Origin of the sequence: Sediminibacterium soli, assembly GCF_009939225.1 — a bacterium.
Lineage (GTDB): Bacteria > Bacteroidota > Bacteroidia > Chitinophagales > Chitinophagaceae > Sediminibacterium > Sediminibacterium soli.
The window spans coordinates 31,308-47,004 of sequence record NZ_JAACJR010000014.1; the positions used below are offsets into that span (position 1 = coordinate 31,308).

Below are 15,697 nucleotides of genomic sequence, written 5' to 3' on the forward strand. Positions count from 1 at the left end.
CGGTAAAAAAAGCGTCCCGCAGCCATCAATCCACTAATCCAATCACCCCCGGGTATAAATACGCTTACACCAAACCCTGCTGCATCCTATCTTGCACTTATGTCCCTTATCGCGCAGCCGCAGGAAATACTGGAATCGGTTTTTGGCTATACCAGCTTCCGCCATAACCAGCGGGAGATCATCGATCATTTGTTGAAGGGCAAAGATGCCTGCGTGCTGATGCCCACCGGCGGCGGTAAAAGTCTTTGCTACCAGGTGCCTGCCCTGTGTTTGCCCGGTGTTACCATCGTGGTGAGTCCTTTGATCGCCTTGATGAAAGACCAGGTGGATGCCCTGCTGCTATCGGGTGTAAAAGCGGCTTTTCTCAACAGCACGCAAAGCAGCCAGGAACAGCGCGCCATCACCACACAGCTAAAAAACAACGAGCTGAAGCTGCTGTATATAGCGCCCGAGCGACTGGTTGGCGGGGATATTTCTTTTCTGCATTTTCTGAAAGAGATCGGCCCCTCTTTGTTTGCGATCGACGAAGCGCATTGCATCAGCCAGTGGGGCCATGATTTCCGCACGGAATACCGTGTGCTGAGCCAGCTGAAAACCGTTTTTCCCTCGGTCCCGGTCATTGCACTGACGGCAACGGCAGACAAGCTTACCAAGAACGATATCATTGAACAGCTGCAGATAACAGGTTGCGGCGAATTTGAAAACAGCTTCAACAGGCCGAATATTTTTTACCGTGTTCAGCCCAAACGCAACTCCTACGAGTCGATCTCGGCCTATCTTCAGAAACATCCCGAAGACAATGGCATCATTTACTGTCTCAGCAGGGCCGCCACTGAATCACTTGCGGCAAAGCTGCGCGACGACGGTTTCAGCGCGGCGGCTTACCATGCGGGTCTTGAGAAAACCCTGCGCGACGAGCGCCAGGATCTTTTTCTGAAAGACGATATCAGGGTAATGGCGGCCACCATCGCATTCGGGATGGGTATCAACAAAAGCAATGTGCGTTTTGTGATGCATGCGGATCTGCCCAAGAACATCGAAGGGTATTACCAGGAGACAGGCCGTGCCGGCCGCGACGGACTGCCCAGCGAAGCCATACTTTTTTACAGCGCTGGTGATGCGATCAAACTGAAAAGTTTTGCGCAGGTTGACAATAACCCGGAACAAACCGGCATACTGCTCGAAAAACTTGCGCAGATGCAGCAGTTCTGCGAAACAAGAACCTGCCGGCGCCAGTACCTGCTGCAGTATTTCGGCGAGCAGTCGGGAAGCTATTGCGGGCATTGTGATGTTTGCCTGGAGAAACCCGAGCTGGCAGACGCCACCATCACCGCCCAGAAAATACTCAGCGCCGTTCATCGCCTTAAACAATCGTTCGGTATGCGTTATGTGGCGGATATTTTAAAAGGAAGCAACGGCGAGAAGATACGCGAGCAGCATAAGCAGTTATCGGTATACGGTATCGGAAAAGACCGGCCGAAAGAAGAATGGCTGCATTATATAAAAGAACTGCTTCGTTACGGGTACCTGGAACAGGCTGCGGGAGAATACCCGGTTCTCAAACTCACGGAAAAAAGCGAGCCGGTGCTTTACAAGGGAGAAAAAGTGTTTCTGCCCGCACCGGTGCAGCCGGAAGCGGCGCCCGAGCCGGTTATTTACCAGCCGCATGCTTATGAGAAACCCTTGTTTGACCAGCTCAAGCAGCTGCGTAACCGCATAGCCCATGAAGAGAACGTACCCGCTTACCTGATATTCAGCGACAGCTCGCTGCTTGACCTGGCCACTTACCTGCCTGTATCGAAGGACGATCTTCCTAAGATATCCGGCTTCGGCTCCTACAAGATCGAAAGATATGGCAACGCATTCCTGGAAATCGTGCAGGACTATTGCCATGAGAACAGGCTGGCATCGCAGATTGATTTGAAACAGCAAAGAAAGCCCGTCAAAAAAACAATGCCCAAGGAAAGGGCCACCGAAACCAAACAGGCCAGCCTGGATATGTACCGGTCGGGCATGACGATTGAAGAGATAGCGGAAACAAGGTCGCTGTCTGCCATGACGGTTGAATCGCATCTCGCTTTTTATGTTGCCAGCGGAGAACTGGGGCTGCGCGAATTCGTGAACCCCGAAAAAGAAAACACGATCAGGGAAGCGATCGCCAAATTCGGCCCCGGCAGACTGAAACTACTGAAAGAAAACCTGCCGTATGCCTATACCTATACGCAGATCAAGATGGTTGTAGCCGCTGCGGGGAGGGAATGAGTATGGATTTGCGGATTCCGGATTCGCGGATTTTATTCTTCCTGTCTTTGCGAAGCTCCCCTCACTCCGCGCCGCTGCGGTAAAGACAAAGGTTTGAATTTTTGAGGTTACGCGCTGTGAACAAACCCCGCAAAAAAATCCACTAATCCACTAATCCGCGAATCCGGAATCCCCTAACCCCAATAACCCGTAACTTCATCTCATGCAGCAGAACAAATACCTGAAATACTTCAATGTATTGCCGCTGTTCAATACAAAACGGACCCGGGATATTTTTAAGGTGAACCCCACCATCGCCCCGGTGAGGGAGGAAGCCTCGGAAATAACCATCAAAGTGTTCGACTACAACCAGCAGACGCTGGAAGAGAAAGAGCTGGATCATATCGGCGAGGCTTTTTGTTACCTGGATAACGACAAGATCTCCTGGGTGAATATTGATGGCATCAGGAAATCGGATGTGGAAGCCATCTGTAACCACTTCAATGTGCATTACCTCATCGTGGAAGATATTATGAGCGTTGGTCAGCGTCCCAAAATGGACGATCTGCCGCCTGTTCTGTACTGTCTTCTCAATATGCTGTACTTCAACGAAAGCTCGGGCGCCGTTGAGACAGAGCAGATCAGCATTGTACTGGGGAAGAATTTTGTACTGACATTCCAGGAAGATGCGCACCGGGATGTATTTGATTCGATACGTGAAAAACTAAGGGCGCCGGCCAGCAAACTGCGGCAGGCGGGGGCGGATTACCTCTGCTATTCGCTGATCGATATGATCGTGGACCACTATTTTGTTGTGATGGAAAAACTGGGCTACCGGATAGAGGAGCTTGAAGAAAAGATCGTGCGGAGCAGTAATGCAAGGGCGCTGGCGGAGATCAATAACCTGCGCAAGGAACTGATCGTATTAAAGCGGAACGTAACACCCGTGCGCGACCTGGTAAACGGCTTTGTTCGCACCGACAGTGACCTGCTTGATGAAAGGATCAGCAAATACTTTAAAGACATATACGACCATATCGTACAGGCCAATGATCTTGCCGAGAACTACCGTGATATGATGATGAACCTGCAGGATCTTTACCTAAGCAACGTAAACCTGCGGATGAACGAAGTAATGAAGGTAATGGCCATCGTAACCTGTCTGCTGGCACCCGCAACGGTGATCGGCGGTATCTTCGGCATGAACTTCGACAAGATACCCTATATCCACAACCAGTACGGTTTCTTCATCGCCATCGGTCTCATGCTGGTCATACCGGTGTGGATGATCATGCTGTTCAGGAAGAGAGGGTGGTTTTAGGATCGATTACGGATTAGCGGATTACGTATTGCGCATGTTGGATTTGCTTCTCTGCGAAACCCCTTAACGCTGCGTCTCTGCGGTAAATTCAAAAAGTTTTTTACCGCAGAGGCGCAGAGAAGGCAGCGTTCCGCTGAGAGAAATCCGTTAATCCGTAATCCACTAATTCAAAATCCAATCAGATCTTCACCAGCTTCCATTTCCCTTTTCTGAAGACCAGGATGCTGGTGATGGAGATCAGGGTTTCGGTGACAACGATGGCAATGAATACACCGGTGGTGCCCAGCGCCAGAGTCTGGGCCATCAGGTAGGCAAAAGGAATCTGGAAAACCCAGAACCAGAACAGGTTGATCCAGGTGGGCGTTTTACTGTCGCCCGCACCGTTGAAGGCGTTGATGATCACCATACCCACACCGTAAAAAATATAACCGAGGCTAACGATGCGCAGAGCGGTGACACCGGTTTTTACAACCGCCGCATCGCTGTTGAGCAGACCTACAAAAAATTCGGCGAAGACAACAAACAGCAACGATACACAGGCCATGAAAATGGCGTTGTACTTGGCCGTTTGCCATACCGATTGCTCGGCGCGGTCGGGCTGCTGGGCGCCAAGGTTCTGTCCTACCAGTGTTGCCGCTGCATTGCTCATGCCCCATGCCGGCATCAGGAAAAATATGATCAGACGCATGGCGATGGTATAACCGGCAACCGCATCGCTTCCAAAACCCGCCACCAGTCTGGCCAGCACGATCCAGCTGGCCGAGGCAACGATAAATTGCAGGGTGGCGGTGGAGGCGATATTGGACAGTGACCGGATGATGGCGCTGTTGGGAACAAAATCGCGCAGGTGTATTTTCACAACGCCTTTTCCTTTCAGCAGGCGGTACACCTGGTAACACACACCGATACCCCTTCCGGTGGTGGTGGCGATGGCTGCGCCGGTGAGGCCGAAGAAATGGATCATGACCGGACAAAGAATGATGTTGCAGATATTGGCCAGCCACAGGCTGCGCATGGCAATATTGGCATCGCCTGCGCCGCGGAAGATGCCGTTGATCAGGAACAGCAGCATGATCACGATATTACCTGTGAACATGATGCGTGTGTAGGTTTTACCCGCCGCAATCAGCTCGGGCGAGCCACCCATGATCTGCAGCACGTTTTCTGCGAACAGGAAGCCGGCAATACTCAACAGCACACTGATGCCCACACAAAGGATCAGCGCCTGCGCGCCCGCCCTGGATGCCGCCCCCGGATCTTTCTCGCCCACCCGTCTGGCCACCATGGCCGTTGCCGCCATACTGAGCCCGATGGCAATGGAATAAATGATGGTGAGGAACGATTCCGTCAGTCCCACGGTTGCCGCCGCATTGGGTCCGAGCTTTCCGACGAAAAAAATATCCACCACCGCAAATACCGATTCCATGCCCATTTCGAGCATCATGGGCACGGCCAGCATGAAGATGGCTTTGCGGATACTGCCGCTGGTAAAATCCTGGTGCTCACTGTTGAGCGATTCTTTTAAATAAGACCAAAAACTTCTCTTATGCTTATCAGAATAAGTTGTCATTGTTTATAACAGTTAGTGTATATAAATGATTGAAACGGCAGCGGACTGTTCGCTGCAAACGGGAATAATCAGACCTAAACCGTAACGGGGATCCGGGCCCTGGTCAGCAGATCATCGGCGGTGGTATTACAATGGACTGCTTTATACGCAGTAACCAAATGTAAAGGAAAAAGGGGTGCCCGAAATAAAAAATGGGTAAGCGGCAGGCGCGCAATAGGGGCCTCTTAGGGGTTAAGTACGATCACGCTGTTGCTGCTGCCGAAAATATTGGGCACTTCATGATCGGCTTCGGGATCGTTGATCCAGTCTGTTGTATTGACCCTGTACCTGAATTCGTGCTGCGAATCTTTGGGTAATGATACATCTCCGCTGAAGCTGCCATCCTTCTTCTTTTTCAAAACCACTGCGGTATCCCAGTCGTTGTTGAGACCGAATACTTCCACTGTTTCCGCATGGTCCGTACTGAAGGAGAATTTCACCTTGCAGTAGTCTTTTGTTTTGAAATAGGTTTTCTGTATCATATTTTTTCACATACTTGCTGGCCTTTATACCATGAGGGCCGGAAAAGTAACCCACCGGACGGGTAAAATTGATGATCTGTTTATATTTTACGTGTGCGGCAGTTATTCGATTCATCCATGGATATGACGCAGCTGCCGAAATTGGCCGGCCTTTACGGGGTGTAATCGTTTCTTTTGCAGTATGAAGATCCCCGGGCTGCCGCTTATTGCCACGCATATCATCGGCTGGATTTTGTTCCAGGGCCTGCCGCTGGTATTCCTGTTGTCGATGACGGGAAGCACCGTGGAACGGGTGTTTTCTTCCACTGCTTACTGGCTGTTTTGCAGTTATTATATTGGGGTATTTTACCTGCACCAGTATTTCCTGCTGCCCCGCCTGTACCGCGGTGGAAAAAAAACAGGGTATATCCTTTCGATGGCAGTATTGCTGGCCAGTGCCGTATACCTGCGTCCCTTTGATCATATGACTTTCCGGCAGCGCGAGCTCCGGTTCGGGAATATGCGCGAGAACCGGGTGCGTCCGCCGGATGGATATCGTCCGCAGATGTCTCCGCGGGGAGAAAGGTTCGAAGGCCCGAGGAAATTCCGGATGGACATTATCGGCATCTTTCTGCTGCTGCTGGTGATCATGTTCGGTATTGCCATCGATATTTCGCGCAGGTCAAGACTGGCGGAGCAGCGGGCGGCGCAGGCGGAAGCAGACAGGGCCAACGCGGAACTGTCGTTCCTGAAAGCACAGATCAATCCGCATTTTCTTTTCAATACGCTCAACAACATCTATTCGATGGCGGTAACAGGCCACCGGCATACCGCGGATATGCTGATGAAACTGTCCAATATCATGCGTTATGTAACAGACGATGTGAACTCGGATTTTGTGCCGTTGCAGAACGAGGTCGACTGTATCAGCGATTACATCGATCTGCAGCAGCTGCGGCTGGGGCAAAAGACCACACTGCAGTATGCGGTTAACGGCGATACGGATAACAGGCTGATAGCACCCTTGCTGCTGATGACCTTTGTTGAGAACGTTTTCAAATACGGCATCAGCAAACAGGAGGCTAGTGAACTGACCATCCGTCTTGATATCGAGGCCGGGCGCATCTGTTTTTATACCGCCAACCGGGTGTTCCCGATGCAGCGGCGCGACGACAGAACGGGCATCGGCATCGCCAATACGCGTAAACGGCTGGCGCATTTATACCCTTCCGGACACAGCCTGCAGATAAAGGAGGAAAATGACCTGTTTATCGCAGAACTTTGCCTAAACGCCTGATATATGCCCATCACTTCTATAGCCATTGACGATGAACCGCTGGCGTTGGCGCTGATCAGCGAATACGCGGCCCGTATTCCCGAACTCAGCCTGGTACAGACCTTTGAAGACGCCATCAGCGGCGCCGAATACCTGCGGCAGTACCCGGTTGATGTGTTGTTTATCGATATCAATATGCCCGATATCACCGGCATAGACCTGGTTCGGTCACTGGAAAAAAAACCGCTGACCATCTTCACCACCGCGTACAAACAGTTTGCCTGCGAAGGCTTTGAACTGGAAGCCATCGATTACCTGCTGAAGCCGATCGCATTCGACAGGTTCAGCAAAGCGGTACAGCGCGCCGGTTCACTAAAAGCCTTCCGATACCCCGCTCATCCCGCCACCGGGCAGCATTTTTTTGTACGCTCGGAATACCGGATGATCAGGATCGAGTGTGCGCAGGTTCAATATATAGAGGGACTGGAAGACTATGTGAAAATCCATATCGATAACGAGAAGCCGGTGCTGACCCTGATGACGATGAAGGCCATCATGGAGAAACTGCCGGCCGGTTTGTTCAGACGTATTCACCGCAGTTATATCATACCCCTGCGAAGGGTAAAGGCGATACATAACAGAAAACTCCTGCTCGACAGGGGTCGCGAGCTCCCGATCAGTGATTCGTACCTCGGTTTCATACAGGAATGGACACAGCAAAAGCCCTTGTAAAACAGGCCGGATCGGGTTTGCCGGCCGGGAAAATTAAAATAGCTTTGCGGTCTGCGTTTCAGGATCAATACATATAAACGTACCGGTTGCCTGCTCATGCTGGTGATGTATATCTGCTTCCTGTGTTTTCAGGTAAAGTATAATCTTGAGATTGGCCGAACGATACATCGCAGCTGCAAACTGAATATTACCTGGCAACTGGCGGAAAAAGGCGACCGTATTTCTTCGCATGCCAAGCATTCGCTGATCAGCAAGATCAAGACCGCGCCCAGCAAACGGTTTCATCCCAACGCCGTAAGCACAGAGCCTGTAACCACAAGCGTTCCGGTTGTTTTCTACACAACAAATATCTTAACGGTTCATGCAACACCATTTGTTGCAAAAACGTTTGACCAGACATCTCCGCTTCGCGGTCCGCCTGCCGCATAACCACCACAAGGGTATTGCCATTTTATTTGATCATCTGCCGCCGGCTCCGGCTGGCGGGTCATGTTATATTCACCATGATACACAATGTTCACCTGGAATATGAGGGAGCGGCCCCAGCGCGTGAGAGAGAACTGATGTTCACCCGCAGTTTGCAGATGTGGCTGCGGCCCTTCAGCGAAGAGATCAACCGGCAGCAGGGAAAGCTGGTACTGATCTTCTGCGGGGATGGAAGCAATAAATTCCGTATCGAGCAGGTAAGCGAGGAGCTGAAACAAAAGATAGCCGAACAATTTCCCCGTTTTATTTCACCAAACTGATCCATATAAAACTGCAGGCAGCCCACCCTGCCTGCAGTTTTATTTTTCATAGCCCACCACATCGGCGATGCTGCCATAATCAACCAGCAGTTCTTCTCCTTTACAGATATCGCGCAGTGTTTCAAAATACTTTCCTTCTTCGATGGAGATGATATTGGGTGTGGCGGAATGATTGAGGTAACTTGCCATATCCATCACCTTACATCCCTGTGCGGGGATGAAATAATGTGTTTCATCGTACAGGTAATAGGTTTCGATATAGTTCCGGCTATGTTCCGGCAGAGAAGCTACGTCTTCAAAACCAACACGTATCCATTCGCCGGTATCTTTTGAAAAGATATTTCTGCATCCTTTTGGAATACCGCATAAGGCAAATACACCGATGCCATGAACCGGTGATGGCTGTAAGGCGATATACATTTCGTGTTGCAGTTCGTGTAAGAGAGAGGCTTTGGTCATGGGTGATATTTAGGGTATGGCGTTTTTTTTGGAAGACCCGGTTTAATTATCAATGCCAGTAGCGGGTCCTGATGATTGGTTAGGCATTGGGATTTTGATGAAAAGCCTGCACCAGCAGCCGGTATAATTCAGGATGCTTTTTTTCCAGCAGGTCAGGCCGCGCAAAAAAATACTCGGATACCACGGCAAAGAATTCAGCTTCATTGGTGATACCGTAAGGATTGATGTCCGATCTGTTATCACGGATGCGGTTGATCTCTTTATGGATCAGCTGCAGCCAGGGTTTGATATATTCACGTCCCAGAAAAAATTCGGGAACACCGTCTGTACTGCCATCCGCTTTATCTATCAGGTGAACGAATTCATGAATGGCGGTATGCTCCCTGTCGGTATTGTTCTGAAAAGAATGACGAAGTGCCCGCTGCGACAATACCATCACCCGTTGCAATGCGCCTTCGCCAATAACACCCAGTACACTTCTCTCGTCGCCGGTCTGCTGAAAATCATGACCGAAAGCATCAGGGTACAGCAATATTTCATCGAGGTTGGTGTATTCCCAGTCTCCCAATCCAAAAATGGGAATAATGGCGCTGGCGGAAATATATACTTTGTCGGCATCCGTCACATCGGTTCCCACACCGATGATACGCGTTGCTGCCAGAAAGCGGACCATCCGGTTTTCAAAATCCTGCCGTTGCTGTTCGTTCAGTTGCCGGTAAAATGCGACGTCCTTCAACAGCACCTCTTTATATAACGGGGGGAGCGATACAGCCTGAGACCGGTGTCTTTTTCCAAACAGCGCAACATATAACGCAAGCACTGCCACACAAAGCAATATGACCGGAAGAAAACTCATGAATACGTCAAAGTAACTGCATCCCGGCCATCCGTCTGCGAATTTATTCACCGATCCCCGCAGGTTATTTATATTCGGCAACGCAAACACCATTCATGGAGATCTTTTCGCAGTTTTCGGTTACGCAGTGGGTAATGATCTATACCGCCGCGTTTATCATTGGTCTGAGCAAATCGGGTATCAAGGGAATCGACATGCTTACGGTAACGCTCATGGCCATCGTATTCGGCAGCAAGTCCTCAACGGGCATCGTGCTGCCCCTGCTTTGTGTGGCAGATATTGCGGCGGTTATTTACTACCATCGCCACGCTCAATGGCATCATTTCCGTCGGCTGGCGCCCTGGATGATCGTGGGCATACTGGTGGGTGTGTGGGCAGGAAAAGGGATGAATGAAGCAATCTTCCGCAAGGCGATGGCAGGGATCATTCTTGTAACCATCGCCATTGTATTATGGATGGAATACCGGAAATCAAAACAGGTGCCGCACCATCCTGCATTTGCCGCCGCCACCGGACTGGCAGCGGGTTTTACCACCATGATCGGTAATCTTGCAGGTGTTTTTTCCAACCTGTATTTCCTGGCCATGCGCGCTGCCAAGAACGATTTTATCGGCTCGGCTGCATGGATATTTTTGTTCATGAACCTGTTCAAGCTGCCCTTCCAGGTATTTTTCTGGCATAATATCAGCCTGAAAAGTTTATCGGTGGATGCGGTGGTTATTCCCGCGTTGGCACTGGGGTTTACCACCGGTGTATGGCTGGTGAAAAAGATACACGACGATACCTACCGCAAAATCGTCATCGTGCTCACTCTGATCGGGTCGGTGATCATGCTGCTGAAACGGTAGCGCCGGTTGATAGGGGAAACCCAACCTTAATGTGATATCCTTACTGCACTGTCAGCGTAAACGTGGTTCTGTGCCGGATGGCCTCGTAAGCCTTGCCCCTGAATGTTCCGGGTATTTTTTCCTTGTAGATGCTTTCAATAATGTACATGCCTTTTTCCGGCGGTATAAAAGAATAGATGCCTTCCTGGCTTTCCAGTTCTTTCATCCAGGTATTGGGTGCGTATACCATCAGTTTTCCTTTCAGGTCTTTGCCGCCATACAGCAGTTTCAGGTTGATGGATTTGTTTACCGAAAACGGGGCTTTTTCTTCCGCCGGAAGGATCTGGAAAGACAGGCTTGGTGTTGCTTTTGAGACGGCGCTACCGCCTGCATAGAAAGGTTTGTGCGCATAATAGGTGGGCTGCACAATGCCGATATCGTACTGCGTCCAGTCCACCACTTCCCTGCTTGTATTAACCAGTTCTATCTCGAATTTGCCCGCTGTTGCAGGGGTATACGAGGCAAGAAAATGATTGTTCATTTTCTGCAGCGACAGCGGTATTTTTTCTCCGCCCGGAGTAAGAACCCAGGCCGTTAATCCGTTGGCTTCTTCCAGTCGTTTTCCCGCTTCTTCCCGGGCGCCTTCCGCATATTCACCGTAATAGATCCGGATGGTTCCGGGTTTGCCAACCGCCCATTTGTCCTGGGCTTCGATCCATAAATAATGCGCGGAAGCCGTATTGAATGCGGCAGCAGTCAGGAGTAAAAGCAACAGGTGGCGGATGTTTTTCATGGTGTTTGTATAGGTGGTTATATAAAAACCGGCGCAGGAAGCCTGCACCGGTTTGGGATTTACGGGGTTTTGTTAAAACCGGTAAGAAATACCTACGTTGATATTCCTGCCTGGCATCGGAACAATTCCTTCCCAGAAAGAACCTTCCCTTTTGGTGAAGTATTTTTCATCGAAGACATTGTTCATAACAAAGTTGATGCCCCAGCTGTTCAGGGTATATTGAAACGAAATATTGGCCGGGTGATAGGCAGGCACCGGACCTGTCTGGCCGTTATCGCCCGCGGCTTCTGTATTGGTCAGGTCGGTGTATTGTTTGCCTACATAGGTAAACCAGGCGTTGGCGGCAAACTGCCCGCTGCCCAGTTTATTGCCGTAGCGGAGGCCTGCAGTATAAGTTACCTTGGGTGCATACACCAGGTATTTGTCTTTGGTGGCACCGCTGGTTTGCTTGGCTTCCTGGTAGGCGCCGCTGGCATACAGGCTCAGGTGCTGCAGGGGATAGATATTGATTTCTGCTTCAACACCATGGTGACTGGAGGTACCGATGTTTTGCCATACCCGGTATCTGCCGTCGGGTGTGGGTGCCTGCACCAGTTTGTTCTTGAAATTGATGATATAGCCGGTCAGGTTGGCGCTAAGCCAGCCCGCGGGTTGTGTGCGAACGCCGATCTCGTAGTTCATGGATGTTTCGGGATTAAGCTTTTCGGCATAATAGAAAGTATTCACATCCATGGCTGTGTAAATAAGCGGCGGCTGAAAACTTTTGGAAACATTCAGGAACACATTGTTTGCTGCATCGAACTTGTAAACCAGTCCGGTGGAATATACAACGGCATCAGACGTGCTTTCGGCCTTCAAACCAATATTGCCGGTGAGGGGGTTCTTTGAGGTATAGTCTTCTTTTTTATAGGTTACCGCTGTGTAGCGCGCGCCCAGTGAAAAAGAAAGACGGGGCAGAAAATTGATGGTGTTGTACGCATACAGCTCTTTTATAAAACTGGTGCTGATGGCAAAAGCGCTTGCTTTTCCCACTTCCTGGTTGGCGGTGCCGGCCGTCATGGTCATATCGTTCAGCCGGTCTGTATGGATGCGGACGCCCGCCACAAAAGCATTTTCCAGGCCACCGATAGCGGAGTTGTTCAGGTAATCGGCCACCACGCCAATGGCGTGAATGTCGCGGATAAAAGCTATGGTCGTATCAAACGAAGTGCTGGCAGCCGATTTCTTGCGTGAGGTATACCAGTTGCGTTTGAAATAGTTTCCGTAAATGGATGTATTCAGCTGCTGGCTATTGCGTAACTGTTTATCCAGCGAAAGCGTGGCCGTATAGCGATCCGAAATAAAATGGTCAAACGGATGCTGGCTTTGTTTGATGTTCTGGTCAAACTGTGTCTGCGTGAGGCCGCCGGGCGTCTCGGAATTTTCGCTGAAACCATTCAGGTATACAGAGAGTTTGGTGGTGGTATCGATGCTGTTTTCCAGTTTAACGGTTACATCGTTTACGCCAAATTTGCTGCGGTCCCTGAAACCATCGCCCTGTCTTCTCACGCCGTTTACCATATAACCGAACTTGCCGTTATTGGCGCCGCTGGTGACCTGTGCGGTCAGCGCGTTCCAGCTGCCGTAATTCAGGTTCAGCTGGGTGGAGGGTGTGGAGGTTGCTTTTTTAGAGATCAGGTTAATTACCCCGCCAACGGAATGACCGCCGTACAGCACCGAGGCGCCGCCGCGGATCACTTCGATCTTTTCCACCTGCTGAAGCGGCGTCATATAATACCCGCCCGGGTCGCCGTAGTACATGGTGCCGTTGGGAATTTTACCGTCGATCAGGATCAGCGCGCTTCTGTTGCGGTTGGGGTCCAGTCCGCGCAGACCGAAATTGGGTTTTAAACCCCTTCCGTCTTCGTCCACCGCAACCACACCGGGGATGCGGGTGATGATCTCCGTGAGCGACTGTGCGCCGCTTTCACGAATGGTGCGGGGGTCTATAACAGAGATGGAGCCGGGCACATCGTAGATTTTCCGGCGCAGACCGGCTGCGGTAATGGTAACCGAGTTCAGCTCCTTTACACTGTTTTCCAGTTGAAAATCCAGCTTTGCGCGGGATCCCTGTGTTATGCTGATCTGTTTTTTTACGGCAGTAACGTTTACACCCGTAACGGTAATGGTATACGAACCGCCGGGAACCTGTTTAAAATGGTAATTGCCATCCGCATCGGTACTTACGCTTTTTGCCAGTTCGTTGATGGTTACCGTGATGCCTTCCAGGGGCTGGCCCTGCTTATCCGTTACCTGGCCCGCCAGTGCGGTTTTTGAAGACTGGGCTTCAATGGTTAAGGACGGGAGTAAGGAAGAAAAAAGAAAAAAAAGGAAGAGAACATTTTTCATGTGCAGATTGCGCTTCATATTTCGGTTCGTTTTGAACCCGCAAAGTAGCGGGCTAAAATCCGGAACGGCTGTCATAATCAGGAAATCGGCTTACGGAAACAGGAAAAACAGTGTTTGTTACCTGCTATGGAAAGCGGAGGCGCCGGATAGCTGTAGGCGTTCGGGATAACTTCGTTCCGGAAAAGAAAAAACCTGTTTTGGAAGGGATATGCCGGTTTTCTGCGCCGGCAGCAATTTTTTGGCTGCCAGGGTTCAATTTGTTTCGGAGTGAGAAGACGGAGCGTCTTTTTCCAGTTGCGCGATGGTTCGCCTGGCCGCGGCGATCCGTATCCGTTTGTTTTTTTCTATCATCTTATTGGTGACCCATTTTTCAATTTTATGGTGAAGGGGCACCAGCAGCGCAGCAATGCCCACCATGATGAGCAGCATGTAAACAGACGAATGATGGGTAAGTGTTCCCACCAGCGGATGAAGAAGCAGGTTGATGAATTCAAACAAAACCAGCAGCCCCATAACACCCAAAAACCGGATCCATTTACCGTTAACGATGATGGTGCGGCTGAGCAGCAGAAACAGGGTCAGGAAACCGATGATGCCGATGGTGATCGAAATGTTTTCGATATTTTTTTTGTGCTCTTCCGCTTCTTCGCGCGCTTTGTTAACCAGTTCTTTTTGTCTTTCCTGCTCATTGTACGTGAGCGCCCTTATGGCGTTTATTTTGTCGGAAGCAAACAGGCTGTCGGTTAATTTCTGCTCCAGCACAAAGTACTTTACAGACCGCACCGGGTCTTTGGCGAGGTAAATATTGGCAAGGGCTTTATAGATCAGTGCCCTGTCTTTGTAATTTCCCGCGATCGTCTGCAACGCGTACTCGTAGTAGGTGGCGCTTGAATCTGTTTGGTTCAGTTTCTGAAGCAGTTCGGCTTTTTGCAGGTAAGCCAGGTACAGTACATCGGTGTTGAATTCTTTTTCGTTGCGGATGGCTTCTTCAAAATAAGCCATGGCAATCGTATGGTTGCCCAGCCCGGCATTTGCCATACCCAGGCCGATAAGGATCCGGTCGGGTCCGCCCCGGTCCGGTTTATGCTGGCTGATCCAGGCAAAGCCCTGCTGAAAATAAGCCAGCGCCGAATCGGGTTGGTTAAGGTGAATAAAACAGATCCCGATATTATACAGGTTGCCCATCAGCCAGCTACCGCCTATCTGCGATTCGATGATGATGGGCGTGTTCTTTTGGGCATAGCTGATGGCCTGGCTATAGTCTTCAAGCCGTATATACAGGTCTGAAATGAAGTTCAATACCCGGGCGCGAACCGAAATTTCTTTTTTCTCTTCGCAATATTTCAGAAAGTCAAGGTAAAGCTGCAATGCTTTCTGGTAATTGCCGTTGCGCTGGTATACCAGACACTGTTCGCCAAGGTTAATCCACATTCCGAACAGGAAATCGTGCCGGGCGGCCAGTGCATATCCCTGTGAAAGGAATAACAGGGCGCTGTCGTGATCGTTTTTCTGTTCAAAATAAAACCGTCCGATCCTCCACAGGTATTTGGAAGAGACTGTATCGCTCTTCGAATGCGCCAGCAGCTGCCGTAAACTGTCGAGTTTCCGGTTTTGCGCAAAATCTTTCGTGGATGCCAGCAGCAGGAAAAAGAAAAGGAACGAAAAAAAGCAAAATCGGGTACCGGTTGTTTTTTTCATACAGTGTGTTAAATGGTCTGAAAAGAGCCAAACAGGAAAGGTATGGACCCTGTGTTTTGATCGGGGCTTGGTGAATCTAAACAACAATTTGTTGAAATGCAAGCTTTGCAGGAAGGGTCCCTGCCGGAATACGGGGTATGATGCCGCAAAACAACAGGGTGGTTTGCGGTAATTACTACACTTCCTGTTTCCCGATTACCTATCCATTCTCTTTAATAAAAAAGCCTTAGCAATTTGCTAAGGTTTTCCCGTCCTGTTAACAGGAAATGCGGCGATCAGTTTTGCTGTGG

Annotated in this window: 14 protein-coding genes; 6 read left to right on the top strand and 8 right to left on the bottom strand. The window is 50.2% G+C overall.

Annotated elements, in window-relative coordinates:
* The first annotated feature begins 99 nt into the window (after positions 1-99).
* Together recQ and corA are read left to right on the top strand one after the other, a co-directional pair.
* Entirely contained in the window at positions 100-2,262 is a 2,163-nt protein-coding gene (recQ, locus tag GWC94_RS16510) for a DNA helicase RecQ (protein ID WP_161836505.1), read from the top strand.
* Positions 2,263-2,464: 202 nt separating this feature from the next.
* Complete coding sequence (gene corA / locus GWC94_RS16515; RefSeq protein WP_161836507.1) at positions 2,465-3,562, top strand: magnesium/cobalt transporter CorA; 1,098 nt, start codon at positions 2,465-2,467, stop codon at positions 3,560-3,562.
* A gap of 178 nt (positions 3,563-3,740) precedes the next feature.
* On the opposite strand, the gene GWC94_RS16520 is transcribed toward corA, so the two are convergent.
* Together GWC94_RS16520 and GWC94_RS16525 are read right to left on the bottom strand one after the other, a co-directional pair.
* A complete protein-coding gene (locus GWC94_RS16520; RefSeq protein ID WP_161836509.1) occupies positions 3,741-5,132 on the bottom strand; it encodes an MATE family efflux transporter in 1,392 nt (463 codons plus the stop codon).
* 224 nt (positions 5,133-5,356) lie between these two features.
* Positions 5,357-5,653 (bottom strand): isoamylase early set domain-containing protein, encoded by a 297-nt coding sequence (locus GWC94_RS16525; RefSeq protein ID WP_161836511.1) that lies wholly within the window; start codon positions 5,651-5,653, stop codon positions 5,357-5,359.
* 181 nt (positions 5,654-5,834) lie between these two features.
* Here GWC94_RS16525 and GWC94_RS16530 point away from each other — a divergent pair, with 181 nt between their 5' ends.
* Entirely contained in the window at positions 5,835-6,929 is a 1,095-nt protein-coding gene (locus GWC94_RS16530; RefSeq protein WP_161836513.1) for a sensor histidine kinase, read from the top strand.
* A gap of 3 nt (positions 6,930-6,932) precedes the next feature.
* Positions 6,933-7,640, top strand: a complete 708-nt coding sequence (locus GWC94_RS16535; RefSeq protein WP_161836515.1) for a LytR/AlgR family response regulator transcription factor — start codon at positions 6,933-6,935, stop codon at positions 7,638-7,640.
* Between the two features lie 33 nt (positions 7,641-7,673).
* Here the strand turns inward: GWC94_RS16535 and GWC94_RS16540 are convergent, their stop codons facing one another.
* Positions 7,674-7,925, bottom strand: a complete 252-nt coding sequence (locus tag GWC94_RS16540; RefSeq protein WP_161836517.1) for a hypothetical protein — start codon at positions 7,923-7,925, stop codon at positions 7,674-7,676.
* 218 nt (positions 7,926-8,143) lie between these two features.
* Here GWC94_RS16540 and GWC94_RS16545 point away from each other — a divergent pair, with 218 nt between their 5' ends.
* A complete protein-coding gene (locus GWC94_RS16545) occupies positions 8,144-8,386 on the top strand; it encodes a hypothetical protein (protein ID WP_161836519.1) in 243 nt (80 codons plus the stop codon).
* 39 nt (positions 8,387-8,425) lie between these two features.
* Here GWC94_RS16545 and GWC94_RS16550 read toward each other — a convergent pair whose 3' ends face one another.
* Together GWC94_RS16550 and GWC94_RS16555 are read right to left on the bottom strand one after the other, a co-directional pair.
* Positions 8,426-8,845: an SET domain-containing protein gene (locus GWC94_RS16550; RefSeq protein ID WP_161836521.1), complete on the bottom strand. Its 420-nt coding sequence runs from the start codon at positions 8,843-8,845 to the stop codon at positions 8,426-8,428.
* A gap of 79 nt (positions 8,846-8,924) precedes the next feature.
* Positions 8,925-9,794 (bottom strand): M90 family metallopeptidase, encoded by an 870-nt coding sequence (locus GWC94_RS16555; RefSeq protein WP_317163488.1) that lies wholly within the window; start codon positions 9,792-9,794, stop codon positions 8,925-8,927.
* Positions 9,795-9,796: 2 nt separating this feature from the next.
* On the opposite strand from GWC94_RS16555, the gene GWC94_RS16560 reads away from it, so the two are divergent.
* Complete coding sequence (locus GWC94_RS16560) at positions 9,797-10,549, top strand: sulfite exporter TauE/SafE family protein (protein ID WP_161836523.1); 753 nt, start codon at positions 9,797-9,799, stop codon at positions 10,547-10,549.
* A 40-nt stretch (positions 10,550-10,589) separates the two neighbouring features.
* Here the strand turns inward: GWC94_RS16560 and GWC94_RS16565 are convergent, their stop codons facing one another.
* The 3 genes from GWC94_RS16565 to GWC94_RS16575 form a co-directional block, all read right to left on the bottom strand.
* Positions 10,590-11,321: a DUF4198 domain-containing protein gene (locus GWC94_RS16565; RefSeq protein WP_161836525.1), complete on the bottom strand. Its 732-nt coding sequence runs from the start codon at positions 11,319-11,321 to the stop codon at positions 10,590-10,592.
* Positions 11,322-11,393: 72 nt separating this feature from the next.
* Positions 11,394-13,727, bottom strand: coding sequence for a TonB-dependent receptor (locus GWC94_RS16570; RefSeq protein ID WP_161836527.1), 2,334 nt, complete (start codon positions 13,725-13,727; stop codon positions 11,394-11,396).
* Positions 13,728-13,961: 234 nt separating this feature from the next.
* Positions 13,962-15,407, bottom strand: a complete 1,446-nt coding sequence (locus tag GWC94_RS16575) for a tetratricopeptide repeat protein (RefSeq protein WP_161836529.1) — start codon at positions 15,405-15,407, stop codon at positions 13,962-13,964.
* Between the last annotated feature and the right edge of the window lie 290 nt (positions 15,408-15,697).

What these genes read in the sequence shown, in the direction of transcription:
- recQ (WP_161836505.1), top strand. Translation starts at nt 100, where the DNA reads ATGTCCCTTATCGCGCAGCCGCAGGAAATACTGGAATCGGTTTTTGGC.
- corA (WP_161836507.1), top strand. Translation starts at nt 2,465, where the DNA reads ATGCAGCAGAACAAATACCTGAAATACTTCAATGTATTGCCGCTGTTC.
- GWC94_RS16520 (WP_161836509.1), bottom strand. Translation starts at nt 5,132, where the DNA reads ATGACAACTTATTCTGATAAGCATAAGAGAAGTTTTTGGTCTTATTTA.
- GWC94_RS16525 (WP_161836511.1), bottom strand. Translation starts at nt 5,653, where the DNA reads ATGATACAGAAAACCTATTTCAAAACAAAAGACTACTGCAAGGTGAAA.
- GWC94_RS16530 (WP_161836513.1), top strand. Translation starts at nt 5,835, where the DNA reads ATGAAGATCCCCGGGCTGCCGCTTATTGCCACGCATATCATCGGCTGG.
- GWC94_RS16535 (WP_161836515.1), top strand. Translation starts at nt 6,933, where the DNA reads ATGCCCATCACTTCTATAGCCATTGACGATGAACCGCTGGCGTTGGCG.
- GWC94_RS16540 (WP_161836517.1), bottom strand. Translation starts at nt 7,925, where the DNA reads ATGAAACCGTTTGCTGGGCGCGGTCTTGATCTTGCTGATCAGCGAATG.
- GWC94_RS16545 (WP_161836519.1), top strand. Translation starts at nt 8,144, where the DNA reads ATGATACACAATGTTCACCTGGAATATGAGGGAGCGGCCCCAGCGCGT.
- GWC94_RS16550 (WP_161836521.1), bottom strand. Translation starts at nt 8,845, where the DNA reads ATGACCAAAGCCTCTCTCTTACACGAACTGCAACACGAAATGTATATC.
- GWC94_RS16555 (WP_317163488.1), bottom strand. Translation starts at nt 9,794, where the DNA reads ATGGTGTTTGCGTTGCCGAATATAAATAACCTGCGGGGATCGGTGAAT.
- GWC94_RS16560 (WP_161836523.1), top strand. Translation starts at nt 9,797, where the DNA reads ATGGAGATCTTTTCGCAGTTTTCGGTTACGCAGTGGGTAATGATCTAT.
- GWC94_RS16565 (WP_161836525.1), bottom strand. Translation starts at nt 11,321, where the DNA reads ATGAAAAACATCCGCCACCTGTTGCTTTTACTCCTGACTGCTGCCGCA.
- GWC94_RS16570 (WP_161836527.1), bottom strand. Translation starts at nt 13,727, where the DNA reads ATGAAGCGCAATCTGCACATGAAAAATGTTCTCTTCCTTTTTTTTCTT.
- GWC94_RS16575 (WP_161836529.1), bottom strand. Translation starts at nt 15,407, where the DNA reads ATGAAAAAAACAACCGGTACCCGATTTTGCTTTTTTTCGTTCCTTTTC.